Raw genomic sequence first — 12,704 nt, forward strand, 5'->3', positions numbered from 1 at the left:
GGATCGTCACGATGAAGACCGTTTCCGCCGTCGAACTGGACGGAACCGACAGAAAGATGCTTCGCCTGCTGCAGCAGGACGGGCGTATCACCAACGCGGACCTGGCCCGTCAGGTTGCGCTGTCGGAAAGCGCCTGCCTGCGACGGTTGCGCGCGCTGGAGGCGGCGGGGGTGATCGGCCGCTACGCCGCCGTGATCAATGAACGGGCCGTGGGCCTGCCGATCAGCGTCTTCGTCACCGTGACCCTGTCGTCCCAGTCCGAGGCCGTGCTGACCGCCTTCGAACAGGCGGTCGCCGCCGCGCCGGAGGTGATGGAATGCTATTTGATGACCGGGGGCGCCGACTATCTGCTGCGGCTGGTGGTGCGCGACGTGGACGATCTGGAGCGGATCCACGCCAAGACCCTGACCCGCCTGCCGGGCGTGCACCGGGTGTCGTCCAGCGTGGCCATGCGCTCGGTGGTCAAGCGCGGGGCCTTGCCGGTCTGACGAGCGGTCCCCAGATCGAACGGCGACGCTGGGTCTGGGGGACAGGATGAATCGCGACGCTCTTCTCTGGTTCGGCTTAGGCCTGATCGCCGCGCTTGCCGCGACACCGGCCCTGCTGGCGGGCGGATTTCCCTGGCTGCTGCTGTTTGCTGCGGGCGTGGGCCTGACCTGCGCCGTTCACGGCGGCAGTCGACGGCTGGTGCTGGAGAGCGGCTTGCGGCTGCTGTCGCGCGGCGTCCTGAAGACGCTGTTGATCGTGTTCGGGGCCCTGATGCTGATCCAGCTTCTGCCGCTGGAGATCGCGCTGCTGATGGCCGGCGACGTCCTGGCCTATGTCGAAGTCGTCGCGGCGGTCGGCCTGATCGCCGCCAATACTCGTCTGCGCGTGATCCGCACGGTCGTGACCGAGAAACTCGGCGGCTGGATCATGGTCTTGCGCCTCCGTCCCGGCCGGAGGGCGGCGCGATCCGTTCGCTCGCGCGCGCCGCGTCGACCGCCTGCCGCCGACGATGACCCGGCGGGAGCCTGGGCCTTGGCCTGATTTGACTCGCCGGACGGAGCGTGGATCATACGACCTATGGGTGTCGAAGAAAGCATCGCCGTCTGGACCGATCGCGAGCCCACGCTCGACGAGGAATTGAACGCGCTCGGAGAGGAGGATGTCTTCGAGATGGCGAACCTCGGCGAGGATCAGACCGGCGTGCCCGGCGTGATCATGATCTCGACGGCGATGGGCCAGCACGGCCCGCGCGTGAAATACTTCCTGAAGCCCGGTCGCCATCAGCCCAGCTTTTCGGTGGCGGTTTCCGCCGAGCCCCGCGTGGTGGCCAACAGCCTGCCGGATCGTGACATGACCCGGATGGCGCCCGTTGTGATCGCCTGGGTCGCCGCCAACCATGTCGACCTGACCCGGTTCTGGTGGGACGGCCCGGATTGGATGCACGCAGAGGTCGAAGCCTTCATCGCCGAGCTGAAGCGCGTCTGACCCCTATTTCAGCGCCAGGGTCACTGTCTTCACGTCCACATATTCGTCGATGCCGTGGATCGAGCCCTCGCGGCCGTAGCCGGATTGCTTGACCCCGCCGAAGGGGGCGACGGCGGTGGAGATCAGGCCGGTGTTGACCCCGCACATGCCCGCCTCGATGCGGCGGGAGAACCGCATGGCCCGGTCCAGGTCGCGGGTGAACAGATAGGACGCCAGACCGTAGTCGCTGGCGTTGGCCTTCTGCAGAACCTCCTCCTCGGTGTCGAAGGGGAAGACCGGGATCATCGGGCCGAAGGTCTCCTCCTCGCGGAACAGGGCGTCGTTTCCGCCCAGGGTCACGGTCGGCTGGAAGAAGCGGCCGCCGAGCGCGTGGCGCGCTCCGCCGGTCAGGACGCGGCCGCCGTCGGCCTGGACCGCCGCGACGTGTTTCTCGACCTTGTCTATGGCCTTGTCCTCGATCAGGGGGCCGACCTTCACGCCGTCTTCGAAGGCGTTTCCGACCGGTATCTTCGCCACCTCGGCCGCCAGTTTTTCGGCATAGGCCTCGGACACCGAACGCTCGACATAGACGCGGTTCGGGCAGACGCAGGTCTGGCCCGAGTTGCGGAACTTGCCCTTGATGGTCTCGGCGACGGCCAGATCCAGATCGGCGTCGGCGAAGACGATCAGAGGGGCGGCGCCGCCCAGCTCCATCGACACCCGCTTCAGGGTCGGGGCGCATTGCTCCGCCAGTTTCCGCCCCACCCCGGTCGAACCGGTGAAGGACAGTTTGCGGATCAGCGGGCTGTCGGTCAGCACCTTGCCGATCACCGCCGCCTCGCCCGTCACGATGGACAGGGCGCCGACCGGCAGGCCGGCCTGATAGGCCAGTTCGGCCAGGGCGATGGCGGTGAAGGGGGTCTGGCTGGCCGGCTTGACCACGGCGGTGCAGCCGGCGGCGAAGGCCGGGCCCAGTTTGCGCGTCAGCATGGCGGCCGGGAAGTTCCACGGGGTGATCAGGGCGCAGGGGCCGACCGCCTCGCGGTAGGTCAGCAGCAGGTGGCCCAGGGGACTGTCCTGGGTCTCGCCGATCAGCCGCTCGGCCTGGCCCGCGAACCATTTGATGAAGCCGTTGGCGTAGACGACCTCGCTCTTGGCCTCCTCGAACGGCTTGCCGTTCTCCAGCGCCATCAGGGCGCCCAGACCCTCGACATTCTCGTCGATCAGCTCGGCCCATTGGCGCAGGAAGGCGGCGCGCCTGTGCGGATCGGATCGCGACCAGCCGGGGAAGGCGTCGGCGGCGGCCTGGATGGCGGCTTCGGTTTCCGCCACGCCCAGGTCGGGGATGTGACCGATGATTTCGCCCGTCGCCGGATCGTCAACCGCGATCCCGCCGCCGTTGGCGGGGATGGGTTCTCCGGCGATCAGGGCGTGCTGGCGCAGCAGGGCGAGGCCGGCGTTCCGGGCGGTCTGGTTCACGGAAATCTCCTGATGAGGTCCTGAAACGAACAAGGCCCCGACGAAGCGGGGCCTTGCAAGCGTCGTCTGTGCGGCCAGAGCCGCGGACGATCAGTTCTTGGCGTCTTGGGCGGCGCCCGAAACGGCCGAGCCGGCGGCCTGGGTGTCGCGGCCGACACCCTCGACGGTGTTGCAGGCGGCGGTGGTCAGGGCGGCGGCGGCGGCGACCAGTACGAAAATCTTGCGCATGAGAAAGCTCCGGTTGAGCCGACATGGGAGTGTGTCGGTCTTGCCGTATCAACGCGACGGCACTGCTCCGGTTCCGTGCTTCAGGCGCCGGCCTTGTCGGTCGGATCGACCGGCGACAGGGCTTCGGGCGTGGCGAAGGTCATGCGGGCGATGGCGCCGCCGCCCGGAGCCTCGACGAACTCGGCCTCGCCCCGCAGCTGTTTGGCGAAGGCGCCCATCAGGGTCCGCCCCACCCCGGCCTCGGCTCCGGCGGAAGCGCCCGGCCCATCGTCCTCGACCTCCAGGGTGGAGGTGTCGCCGTGGACCCGGAACCGCACCCTCAGCTCGCCGCCACGGCCGGCGAAGGCGTGCTTCTGGGCGTTGGTCACGGCCTCGACCAGCCACAGGGCCAGGGGCGCCAGCTTGTCGGGATCGACGTAAAGGGAGTCCGCATCCACCGAACTGATCACCACGGGACCGCGCCCCGCCTCGCTGGCGATCAGCTGGCCGACCAGCTCGTTCAGGAAGTCGCGGGCGTCCGCGTGGCGGATGTCGTCGCTCTGGTAGAGGGTGCGATAGATCAGGGCCAGGGCCGAGATCCGCTGGCGCGTGTCGCCCAGGGCCGCCTTGGCCGGGGCGTCGGTCAGGGCGCGCTGCTGCATCGACAGCAGGGACGAGATGATCTGCAGATTGTTCTTCACCCGGTGGTGGATCTCGCGCATCAGCGCGTCCTTCTCCGCCAGGGCGTCGGTCAGCTCGCGGTCGCGGGCGGTGATGGCTTCGGCCATCTCGTCGAGGGTCCGGGCCATGGTGCGGATTTCAGACGGGGCGTTCATCGCCTGCAGAGGCCGCACCGAGAACCGGCCCCGGGCGTAGATGGCGGCGACCCGCTCCAGATAGTCCAGCCAGCGGATGAAGATGCGTTCCGACAGCAGCATGACGGCGGCGAAGGCCGTCAACCAGGCGCCCAGGGGCAGCAGCAGGGTGCCGATCGGATTGAGCCGCGCCCAGGACAGCAGGCCCGGCGCGGGGGCCGACAACAGGGCGTAGAGGTCGCCCCCCGCCAGCACGGCGCCGGCATAGTCGCGACGCTGATTCCGGCTGTCCTTGGCGCCGAAGACGGCCGAGCCCTGGTCGCGGGCGCGCGCCACCCAGCCGGCCACGTCGCCGCCGCCCGACAGGCGGAAGGCGGCGGGATCGCTGGCGACCAGAATCTGTCCGGCGCCGTCGGTCAGGGCGGCCTCGGACGCAGCGGGCAGGGCGGGGTCCCGGGTGTCGGGCTGCAGCGCGGACAGGGGAATGACCGCCGCCATGGCGCCGTCGAACCGGCCCATCGGCCGTTCGGCGCGGATGGCCACGATCAGGGCCGCCGGATAGCCGGCGCCGGCAGGGGCGCGGACCACGACCAGATCCTCGCCGCGTCGCAAACGCTGGAACCAGTCCGAACGTGTGGCGGGCGCCACGCCCGAACGCAGGCCGTCGGGCCGGCCGGATGAACAGACGGCGTCGCCCGTCGGGCTGAGGCGATAGAGGCCCTCATAGCCTTCGAGCTGGTCGACCAGGGCGGTCAGACGGGGCGCGCAATAGGGACCGAGGGCGTCGGGACTGAGCGCGCGCAACAGGACCTGGGCGCTGTCCAGTCGCGCCTTGGCGCTGCTGGCGCTGCGTTCCGCGGCCAGCTGCAGGCCGACCTGACGCGCCTCGGCCTGCTGGCTGAAGTCGGCCTGGGTCTGGATCAGGCTGAGGATGAAGATCGGCAGCAGGGCCAGACCCATGGCCATGCCCAGGCGGAAGCGGATCCCCTGGAACCGAGCCGTGTTCCATTTTCGGCCGAGACGAATCCGCGAGGCGGCGTCGCCGGATCTGGTCCCGTCCGTCACTCTAGGTCAGGACCGGGCGCCGGCCAGCCTGTCGGCCTCGCCCAGGATGGTGCGCATCGCGTCGCCCGCCGCCTTGCCGTCGCGGCCGTAGCCGCCCTTTTCCAGCGTGGCCTGCAGGGCCCGGCGCGCGCGGCTGACGCGGCTCTTCACCGTGCCGACGGCGCAGCCGCAGATCTCGGCCGCCTCTTCATAGGCGAAGCCGCCGGCGCCGACCAGGATCAGGGCTTCGCGCTGTTCTTCCGGCAGGGTCTTCAACGCCTGGCGCAGCTCGTCCAGGGCGACCGGCGCCTCGGGATCGTCCACGGCGACCAGGGTGCGTTCGGCGGCCTCCTGGTCCAGTTGCGACTGGCGCCAGGACCGGCGTTTCTCTGAATAGAACTGGTTGCGCAGGATCATGAAGGTCCAGGCCTTCATATTGGTGCCCATCTGGTACGAGGCGCGCGCGTCCCAGGCCTTCATCATGGCGTCCTGCGCCAGATCGTCGGCCGCGGTCGGATCGCCGGTCAGGGTCCGCGCGAAGGCGCGCAGATGCGGAATCAACTGCACCAGTTCGCGCTTGAAGCCTTCATCGTCAGCCGACGGGGGCTTGGGCGCTGCGCCGAGACGAGACGTGCTCATGCGCCACCGCCCGACGCCTTGGCGTCGGCGCGCTTCAAGATCTCCAGGAATTCGTCAGGCACAGGTTCGTTGACGACCTCATCGAACATGTGGCGCAGTTTCACGCCGATAGCCTGTTGACGGAGCCGAGCTTCCTCGAGCCCCGCCTCCCCCTTCTTGTCGGCGTCTTTACGCCGCGAGGAGTCGGAAGAATCAATCATAGACAGAACACCGCCCACCCAACTGCAGTGCAGAAATGCGGACTGGATAACGTCGCCCCCTCTCGCGGGTTCCCCTCGCAGAGGGATTTAATGCTCAAGCTTTTGTCGAGGATGCGGAACCGTGATGCATTTGATACGTTTGCATCTCCTGTAGCGCTGCGCCTCCTTGGGCGAGCGAATTTGTCGGGGACTACCTAGAATGAGCCTTCTGGCCAGACTTGCGCCGCATCTGCCGTATGTCCGTCGCTATGCGCGGGCGCTGACCGGCGACCAGGCGACGGGCGACAACTATGTCCGCGTCGCGCTCGAGGCGCTGGCCGCCGGCGAGCAGCAGCTGTCGCCGGACATGACGCCGCGCGTCGCCCTCTATCATGTCTTCCACGCCATCTGGTCCTCGACCGGCGCCCAGCTGGAAGACGGCAGCGGCGTCGAGGCCCGCGACGACGCCTCGCGTCGCCTGATGCGCATCGCCCCGCGTTCGCGACAGGCCTTCCTGCTGACCGCCCTGGAAGGCTTCACCCCGTCCGAGGCCGCCCAGATCCTGTCGGCGGATCCGCGCGACGTCGAACGTCTGATCGCCGACGCCCAGTCCGACATCGACGCCGAACTGGCGACCGACGTCCTGGTCATCGAGGACGAGGCCATCATCTCGGCCGATATCCAGAGCCTGGTGAAGGAACTGGGTCACCGCGTGACCGGCACCGCCACCACGCACGACGAAGCCATCGACGCCGTCGCCCGCCACAAGCCGGGCCTGGTCCTGGCCGACATCCAGCTGGCCGACGGTTCGTCGGGCATCGACGCCGTGAAGGAAATCCTGAAGGGCATGGACGTGCCGGTGATCTTCATCACCGCCTTCCCGGAGCGTCTGCTGACCGGCGAGCGTCCCGAACCGACCTTCCTGATCACCAAGCCCTTCCAGCCGGAAACGGTGAAGGCGGCGATCAGTCAGGCGCTGTTCTTCCATCCGTCGCGCCAGAAGGAAGCGGCGTAAGCCGCCTTTTTCCCGCGACACTGCACGGGCCCCGGTCGCGCAAGCGGCCGGGGCCTTTGTCTGTCCGTCGTCTAGTTGGACGGCGTGGTCGGGGCGTTCACGTTCGGCGTCTCGCCCGTCGGCGTGGGCTGGGGCTCTCCGGTCGGACCCGTGGGCGCATCGGCGGCGGGCGGCGTCTGGCCGTCGCCCTGGAAGGCCTGGGCGTTCGCGGCCTGTTCGCCCAGGGTGGGGTCGGTCTTCGACAGACTGTCCTGACTGAACAGCCACAGCGCCGTCAGCAGAACGACCGCAGCGCCCGCCGAAATGATCAGCAACCACAGGATTCGCGTGCCGGGACGGCCCTGGCGCACGTCCTGCGGCGTCTCTGACTGCGGGTCTTGATGGGTCATCTTCGGGCCTCCCGCCCCTTTGCTTTTTGCTGGCGGGATCAACGCCGGGGCGGCTGCGCCGTTCCGATTCGTGTCGGACGCGAAAAAAATGCGAAAGTCGGGGAACCACTGTTCGGACGTGCCGTTATCGGCTTGCGGAGGCGGCGACGCCCCCCCGACTTGAGATTGGCGACAGCCAATCTGTCGCCTCCGCGCCTCATTCTCGATGATGCCACTTCAAGGGCGGCCCACATGGGTCGCCTTTTTCTTTGACCATTCCCCGTGCGGCCTCTCGACCGTCGGCTCAGGGCGGGCCAGGATGGTCTCCAAAGAAAACCCAGGGAGAAGGACGCATGGCTGCGAACGGCAAGATCAATCGTCAGTGGGTGCTGCGCCAGCGGCCCAAGGGTCTGATCCAGCCCGGCGATCTGGAGCTGGTCGAGGCGCCGATCCCGGACCTGAAGGAGTCGGAGGTTCTGGTCCGCACCGTCTATCTGTCGCTGGACCCGACCAACCGCACCTGGATGAATGATTCCGAGGGCTATCTGCCGCCGGTGGGCCTGGGCGAGGTGATGCGCGGCCTGACCCTGGGCGTGGTCGAACACAGCCGGTCCGACCGGTTCAGGGTCGGCGACGTGGTCATGCCCGCCTCGGGCGGCTGGGCCGACTACGCGGTCGTGGCCGAGGGTGGTCTGCGCCCGGTCCACCGCGCGCCCGGACTGCCGCTGACGGCCAATATGTCGGTGCTCGGCATGACGGGACTGACGGCCTATTTCGGCGTCACCGACGTGCTGAAGGCCCAGGCGGGCGAGACCCTGGTGATCTCGGCTGCGGCCGGCGCCGTCGGCTCCATCGCCGGCCAGATCGCCAAACAGCGCGGCTGCCGCGTCATCGGCATCGCCGGCGGGCCCGAGAAATGCGCCTGGCTGACGGGCGAGCTCGGGTTCGATGCGGCGATCGATTACAAGAACGAGGATGTCGGCGAGGCCCTGGATCGTCTCGCCCCCGACGGAATCGATCTCAATTTCGAGAATGTCGGCGGCGACATCATGATCGCCGTCTTCAACCGGCTGAAGGTCCACGGCCGGATGGCCGTCTGTGGCCTGGTCTCCTCCTACAACGCCACCAAGGCGCCGCCGTCGCCGAACTTCGCCCGCATCATCACCCACCGGCTCGACGTCCAGGGCTTCCTGGTGCTCGACTACGCCCATCGCGCCCGGGAAATGGTCGCCGAGATGGGCCCGTGGCTGGCCGACGGCAAGGTGAAGTGGAAGGTCCATGTCGACGACGGCCTGGAAGGCGCGCTGGACTCGTTGAATCGCTTGTTCACCGGCGATCACGACGGCAAGCTGCTGGTTCGCGTCTCCGAAGAACCGGCCTGAGGATTTCCATGAGCGACCCCTTGCTCGTCCATTTCGAGGATCTGGAAACGGGACAGGTCGTGCCGCTCGGCGCCTGCGCGGTGGACCAGGCGGCGATGGACCTGTTCGTCGAACGGTTCGCGCCCGGCTGGGACGCTTCTTACGGGGCGCCGGACGCCATGGTCTACGCCCTGTGGAGCCGGCTGGCGGCGGAGAAGGCCGGCGGCTGGGCTCAGACCAAGGTCCTGGCCGTCGACGGGCTGCGCTACATGCGCAATCCGCCGCCGGGCGAACTGCTGCGCGGTCGGATGACGGTGATGGGCAAGGATCCGGTCGGGGACGAGAAGGGCATCGTCATCGCCTCGCACGACCTGTTGGACGAAGGCGGGCGGCTGGTCTTCTCCTGCCTGACCCGAGCCGTCTTCTCGCGTCGCTGAAACGACAAACGCCCCGCCGGCGAACCGGCGGGGCGTTTGTTTTCGACCGGATGATCGCGGTTTAGTTCACCGTGCCCGGCGCCTGGCGCAGGAAGGCCAGGGCGATCAGGCGGTCCCAGCCCAGCAGCGACACCAGGTGGGCGTAGATCTGGCCCAGGGCGCCGTTGTCGCGCAGTTCCGCCAGTTTTTCGGCCGGCAGCAGCTTCAGCTTGTCTTCCGAAACGGCGTAGTATTCGGCCAGCTTCTGCGGCGTGCCCGGCGTGCCGTCCGGGTTGCGCGGGGTGAAGACGGCTTCACGCACGTCCAGCAGATCCAGGTCGGTGACCAGTTTGACGAAGGCCTCGGTGCGCTGACGCTCCTGCTCGAAGTTGTTGCAGAACTCCATCGCCATATTGGTGTAGTCGCTGGCCTGGCCGTCGACGAACAGGGGGTTCTGGCCGCCTTCCGTCACGATGGACGCGCCGCGGTCGATGCACAGGATCAGGCGCTGGTTCTGCTTGTCGTCGGCGAAGACGAACGGATAGCGGCGCACATAGGCGGGGATGTAGGCGTCGGGACGGAACTCGCCGTCCGCGGCGACGAACAGGTTCTCACCCTGGCGCAGGCCCATGACCACGACCGGCTGCTTGTTCTCGCCGGTGAAGATGACCGGATAGGACAGGGCGGCGGCGGCGAATTCGGTCACCGTCAGCGGCACGATATTGGTCTGGCCCACGAAGGCGTAGGGCTTGTCCGCCGGATTGACGCCCAGGCCGCCGTGCAGGGCGGGATCGAGCGGCTCGGGGTTCGTGTAGAAGAGGACGTTGCCTTCGAGCGGCGAATTGTTCGTGTCGGTCATGAGTAGCCAGGCACTCTGGAATGGATTGAGGCGGGCCTTCTAACCCAAGCCCGCCTCAGCGGCAAACGGCGTGACGGTTGGGGGGAATGGCCGTCACGCCGCCGCCGATCTCCTGGAGCCTGATCGGCTGAGCAGGAATCGCCTCGCGATTCCGCAGATGCCTTGAACTCAGGCTCCAGCATGAATCGAGAGCCCGATTCACGCTTCAGACGGAGCCGTTGAGCGGCTCCGTCCAGAACGATCATGCTCTAGAAGGCGTAGGTCACGCCCACGCGCAGGTTGCGTCCCGGCAGGGGCGCGATGTCCTTCAGGAAGGAGGTGTGCTCGCGCGCCTCCTCGTCCGTCAGATTGTGCGCCTCGGCGAAGACGGTGACGTCGCGGTTCTGGAACGGACGGATGGCGCCGCGCAGATTGACCATCGTGTAGTCCTGGGTGCCCAGCTCGCCCTCGGCCAGGCGGTCCTGTTCGCCGACGTGGCGGACTTCGCCGGCCAGATCCCACAGGGTCGAGGTCCAGGCCAGGCGGGCGGTGGCCGACCAGGGCGGGATGCGGGCCGCCGGACCCAGGTCCGTCTCGGCGCGGACATAGTCGGCGGCGCCTTCCAGCGACAGCTTGCGGTCGCCGTCCTGCCACAGGGCGTAGGCGGCCTCGGCCTCGAAGCCGTGGAAGTCGGCGTCGGTCTGGACGAACTGATAGACGGGGAAGGTGTCGCCCTCGTCGGTGGTGAAGTCGGCGCCGGTCAGGCGCTCGTCGATGAAGCCGTCGTACCAGGACTTGTAGACGTGCAGGTCGCCGGTGAAGCGGCCGCGGTCATAGTGGACCGTGCCCTCCAGGGTGGTGACCTTCTCGCTGTCCAGGTTCACGTCGCCGGTCTCGTAGGCGGCGGTGGCGATATGGACGCCGTCGGCGAACAGTTCGACCTCGCTGGGCGCCCGTTCGGTGCGCGACAGGCTCAGGCCCAGGAACAGGCCGGCCTGCGGACGCAGGAAGGCGGCGGCGCTGGCCGACCAGTTGTCGAACTGGCGCTCGACCTCGGCCGTTTCGCCCAAGGGGGTGGCGGTCAGGGTGCGGCGGTCGTAGCGCAGACCGCCCTCGAAGCCATAGCGGTCGCGGTCGTAGCGCTGGATGGTGTAGAGGCCCTGCTCCTCGATCTTGACGGTCGGGACGAAGGCCTCCTCGCCGATGGCCTGGAAATTCCGCTCCAGGGCCTGGACGCCGATGGCGCCGTTCCAGCCGTCGCGGGCGCGCTGGACCAGTTCGCCGCGCGTCTCCCAGCCGTCCGAGTTGAAGATGGTGCCCGGTTCGCCCGGTCCCTCGAACTCGGTGTGGGTATAGTCGGCATGGCCGTAGGAGCCGCGCACCTTGGCGAAGGGGCCGCTGTCGAACCGGTATTCGCCGCGCGCGTCCCAGCGTTCCTGTTCCAGATCGATGAAGACTTCGGGCTCGGCCACCGTGCCGTACTGGCTCTCGGTCGACTTGTAGGAGACGCCGGCGAAACCCTTGTCGCCGATATAGGAGCCGCCCACGCCCCAGGCGTTCAGTTCGGACCAGGAGTTGGGCTGTTTGCCGCCCTCGCCGCGTTCGATCCCTTCGGCGTTGGCCAGGGTCGAGGAGATGGCGGGGGAGGGGATGTCGTAGTCGTCGGTCTTGCGGGTCACGCCGCTGACGTTCAGGGCGAAATGGCCCGCGCCGATGGTGGCGTGGCCCGAGGCGCCGCGTCCGTCGTCAACGCTGGAATACTGGGTCGAGACCCGGCCTTCGAGGCCGCCTTCCGGCAGGGCTTCGGGGATGCGGTCGTCGATGATGTTGACCACCCCGCCGATGGCGGAACCGCCATAGACCAGGGTCGCCGGGCCGCGCACGATCTCGATACGGTGGGCTTCGCCGGGATCGGTGGCGACGGCGTGGTCGGGCGAGACCGAGCTGGCGTCGATCTGGCCCAGGCCGTTGGTCAGGACCTGGACGCGCGGGCCGGACAGGCCGCGGATCACCGGACGGCTGGCGCCGGGGGCGAAGTCGGTCGAGCGGATGCCCGGCATGCCGTTGACCATGTCGCCCAGCGACACGGCCGGGGCGACGGCCAGCTTCTGCTCGTCCAGCACGTCGGTGGCGATGGTGGTGGCCCGCTGGGTCACGCCGAACGGGGTCGCGGTGACGATGACGTCGTCCAATTGAGAGGCCGGAGACTGGCTCTGGGCGAAGGCGACGCCGCCCAGCGCCGTCCAGGCGACGGCGGACAGGAGCAGCGGGCGGGTGACGTTCTGACGCATGGACACGCTTCTTTTCGGGGAGAGAGGATTATCTGTTATGAGATAACATCACTTGTCGTCAAGCCGTCATCGGTTGCGACGAGGGCGCTCTGCCATTAGCTGTGGCCCATGAGCTCCGCCTGCGATCACGATCACGACCATTCGGGCCTGCACGGCGGGGCGCTGGAACGCGCCCTGGCGGCGGCGGAGGCGCGCATGGTCGAGGCGGGCGAGCGGATGACCGCGCCGCGCCGCCGCGTCCTGTCCCTGCTGCTGGAGACCGGCGGGCCGGTGAAGGCCTATGACCTGATCGCCCGCTTCGGCGAGGACGGCCAGGCCGCCAAGCCGCCGACCGTCTATCGCGCCCTGGAGTTTCTGGAGCGTCAGGGCATGGCGCACCGGATCGCCTCGATCAGCGCCTATGTGGCCTGCGCCGGGCATGAAGACGAGGCGGCCCACGCCGCCGCCTTCCTGATCTGCGACTGCTGCGGCTCGACCAAGGAGATCACCGGCCCGGATCAGGCCGCCATGGCCGCCGCCGCCGCCCAGGCCGGCTACGCCATCGCCCGCACCACGATCGAGGCGCACGGCCGTTGCGCCGCCTGCCGCGAGGCCGCGTGA

Annotated in this window: 15 protein-coding genes; 7 read left to right on the forward strand and 8 right to left on the reverse strand. The window is 68.4% G+C overall.

All coding sequences use genetic code 11. The features are described 5' to 3' along the window. Positions 1-11: 11 nt before the first annotated feature. From ACIQ1T_RS09490 to ACIQ1T_RS09500, 3 genes are read left to right on the forward strand one after another with little or no spacing between them, the layout of a single operon-like run. Positions 12-488 (forward strand): Lrp/AsnC family transcriptional regulator, encoded by a 477-nt coding sequence (locus ACIQ1T_RS09490; RefSeq protein WP_395944302.1) that lies wholly within the window; start codon positions 12-14, stop codon positions 486-488. A 46-nt stretch (positions 489-534) separates the two neighbouring features. Beyond that, positions 535-1,029, forward strand: coding sequence for a hypothetical protein (locus ACIQ1T_RS09495; RefSeq protein WP_395944303.1), 495 nt, complete (start codon positions 535-537; stop codon positions 1,027-1,029). 36 nt (positions 1,030-1,065) lie between these two features. Continuing rightward, positions 1,066-1,473: a hypothetical protein gene (locus ACIQ1T_RS09500; protein WP_395944304.1), complete on the forward strand. Its 408-nt coding sequence runs from the start codon at positions 1,066-1,068 to the stop codon at positions 1,471-1,473. Positions 1,474-1,476: 3 nt separating this feature from the next. Here the strand turns inward: ACIQ1T_RS09500 and ACIQ1T_RS09505 are convergent, their stop codons facing one another. The 5 genes from ACIQ1T_RS09505 to ACIQ1T_RS09525 form a co-directional block, all read right to left on the reverse strand. Continuing rightward, the gene (locus ACIQ1T_RS09505) at positions 1,477-2,931 is read right to left on the reverse strand and encodes an NAD-dependent succinate-semialdehyde dehydrogenase (RefSeq protein ID WP_395944305.1); all 1,455 of its coding nucleotides are present in this window, start codon (positions 2,929-2,931) and stop codon (positions 1,477-1,479) included. A 90-nt stretch (positions 2,932-3,021) separates the two neighbouring features. After that, on the reverse strand, positions 3,022-3,159 hold the full coding sequence (locus ACIQ1T_RS09510) for an entericidin A/B family lipoprotein (RefSeq protein ID WP_008264300.1): 138 nt from the start codon (positions 3,157-3,159) through the stop codon (positions 3,022-3,024). A gap of 80 nt (positions 3,160-3,239) precedes the next feature. Then, entirely contained in the window at positions 3,240-5,018 is a 1,779-nt protein-coding gene (locus ACIQ1T_RS09515) for a sensor histidine kinase (protein ID WP_395944306.1), read from the reverse strand. A gap of 6 nt (positions 5,019-5,024) precedes the next feature. Continuing rightward, the gene (locus ACIQ1T_RS09520) at positions 5,025-5,636 is read right to left on the reverse strand and encodes a sigma-70 family RNA polymerase sigma factor (RefSeq protein WP_395944307.1); all 612 of its coding nucleotides are present in this window, start codon (positions 5,634-5,636) and stop codon (positions 5,025-5,027) included. Continuing rightward, positions 5,633-5,836 (reverse strand): NepR family anti-sigma factor, encoded by a 204-nt coding sequence (locus ACIQ1T_RS09525; protein ID WP_395944308.1) that lies wholly within the window; start codon positions 5,834-5,836, stop codon positions 5,633-5,635. Before ACIQ1T_RS09525 ends, ACIQ1T_RS09520 begins: the two co-directional genes overlap by 4 nt. Before the next feature lie 199 nt (positions 5,837-6,035). Between ACIQ1T_RS09525 and ACIQ1T_RS09530 the strand changes: the two genes are divergently transcribed. After that, positions 6,036-6,830, forward strand: coding sequence for a response regulator (locus ACIQ1T_RS09530; RefSeq protein ID WP_395944309.1), 795 nt, complete (start codon positions 6,036-6,038; stop codon positions 6,828-6,830). A gap of 71 nt (positions 6,831-6,901) precedes the next feature. Here the strand turns inward: ACIQ1T_RS09530 and ACIQ1T_RS09535 are convergent, their stop codons facing one another. Then, positions 6,902-7,219, reverse strand: a complete 318-nt coding sequence (locus tag ACIQ1T_RS09535) for a hypothetical protein (protein ID WP_395944310.1) — start codon at positions 7,217-7,219, stop codon at positions 6,902-6,904. Positions 7,220-7,551: 332 nt separating this feature from the next. Between ACIQ1T_RS09535 and ACIQ1T_RS09540 the strand changes: the two genes are divergently transcribed. Both ACIQ1T_RS09540 and ACIQ1T_RS09545 read left to right on the forward strand, forming a co-directional pair. Then, the gene (locus tag ACIQ1T_RS09540; RefSeq protein ID WP_395944311.1) at positions 7,552-8,580 is read left to right on the forward strand and encodes an NADP-dependent oxidoreductase; all 1,029 of its coding nucleotides are present in this window, start codon (positions 7,552-7,554) and stop codon (positions 8,578-8,580) included. An 8-nt stretch (positions 8,581-8,588) separates the two neighbouring features. Then, complete coding sequence (locus ACIQ1T_RS09545; protein ID WP_395944312.1) at positions 8,589-8,996, forward strand: acyl dehydratase; 408 nt, start codon at positions 8,589-8,591, stop codon at positions 8,994-8,996. A 61-nt stretch (positions 8,997-9,057) separates the two neighbouring features. Here ACIQ1T_RS09545 and ACIQ1T_RS09550 read toward each other — a convergent pair whose 3' ends face one another. Further along, a complete protein-coding gene (locus ACIQ1T_RS09550) occupies positions 9,058-9,834 on the reverse strand; it encodes a SapC family protein (RefSeq protein WP_395944313.1) in 777 nt (258 codons plus the stop codon). Between the two features lie 248 nt (positions 9,835-10,082). Continuing rightward, entirely contained in the window at positions 10,083-12,104 is a 2,022-nt protein-coding gene (locus ACIQ1T_RS09555) for a TonB-dependent receptor (protein ID WP_395944314.1), read from the reverse strand. A gap of 108 nt (positions 12,105-12,212) precedes the next feature. On the opposite strand from ACIQ1T_RS09555, the gene ACIQ1T_RS09560 reads away from it, so the two are divergent. Further along, positions 12,213-12,704: a transcriptional repressor gene (locus ACIQ1T_RS09560; RefSeq protein ID WP_395944315.1), complete on the forward strand. Its 492-nt coding sequence runs from the start codon at positions 12,213-12,215 to the stop codon at positions 12,702-12,704.

Origin of the sequence: Brevundimonas sp. (assembly GCF_044336875.1) — a bacterium.
GTDB lineage: Bacteria > Pseudomonadota > Alphaproteobacteria > Caulobacterales > Caulobacteraceae > Brevundimonas.

Excerpts from the sequence above, each read along its gene's own strand:
- ACIQ1T_RS09510 (WP_008264300.1), bottom strand. The coding sequence starts at position 3,159 with ATGCGCAAGATTTTCGTACTGGTCGCCGCCGCCGCCGCCCTGACCACC.
- ACIQ1T_RS09560 (WP_395944315.1), top strand. The coding sequence starts at position 12,213 with ATGAGCTCCGCCTGCGATCACGATCACGACCATTCGGGCCTGCACGGC.
- ACIQ1T_RS09530 (WP_395944309.1), top strand. The coding sequence starts at position 6,036 with ATGAGCCTTCTGGCCAGACTTGCGCCGCATCTGCCGTATGTCCGTCGC.
- ACIQ1T_RS09490 (WP_395944302.1), top strand. The coding sequence starts at position 12 with ATGAAGACCGTTTCCGCCGTCGAACTGGACGGAACCGACAGAAAGATG.
- ACIQ1T_RS09545 (WP_395944312.1), top strand. The coding sequence starts at position 8,589 with ATGAGCGACCCCTTGCTCGTCCATTTCGAGGATCTGGAAACGGGACAG.
- ACIQ1T_RS09500 (WP_395944304.1), top strand. The coding sequence starts at position 1,066 with ATGGGTGTCGAAGAAAGCATCGCCGTCTGGACCGATCGCGAGCCCACG.
- ACIQ1T_RS09555 (WP_395944314.1), bottom strand. The coding sequence starts at position 12,104 with ATGCGTCAGAACGTCACCCGCCCGCTGCTCCTGTCCGCCGTCGCCTGG.
- ACIQ1T_RS09540 (WP_395944311.1), top strand. The coding sequence starts at position 7,552 with ATGGCTGCGAACGGCAAGATCAATCGTCAGTGGGTGCTGCGCCAGCGG.
- ACIQ1T_RS09495 (WP_395944303.1), top strand. The coding sequence starts at position 535 with ATGAATCGCGACGCTCTTCTCTGGTTCGGCTTAGGCCTGATCGCCGCG.
- ACIQ1T_RS09550 (WP_395944313.1), bottom strand. The coding sequence starts at position 9,834 with ATGACCGACACGAACAATTCGCCGCTCGAAGGCAACGTCCTCTTCTAC.
- ACIQ1T_RS09525 (WP_395944308.1), bottom strand. The coding sequence starts at position 5,836 with ATGATTGATTCTTCCGACTCCTCGCGGCGTAAAGACGCCGACAAGAAG.
- ACIQ1T_RS09520 (WP_395944307.1), bottom strand. The coding sequence starts at position 5,636 with ATGAGCACGTCTCGTCTCGGCGCAGCGCCCAAGCCCCCGTCGGCTGAC.
- ACIQ1T_RS09535 (WP_395944310.1), bottom strand. The coding sequence starts at position 7,219 with ATGACCCATCAAGACCCGCAGTCAGAGACGCCGCAGGACGTGCGCCAG.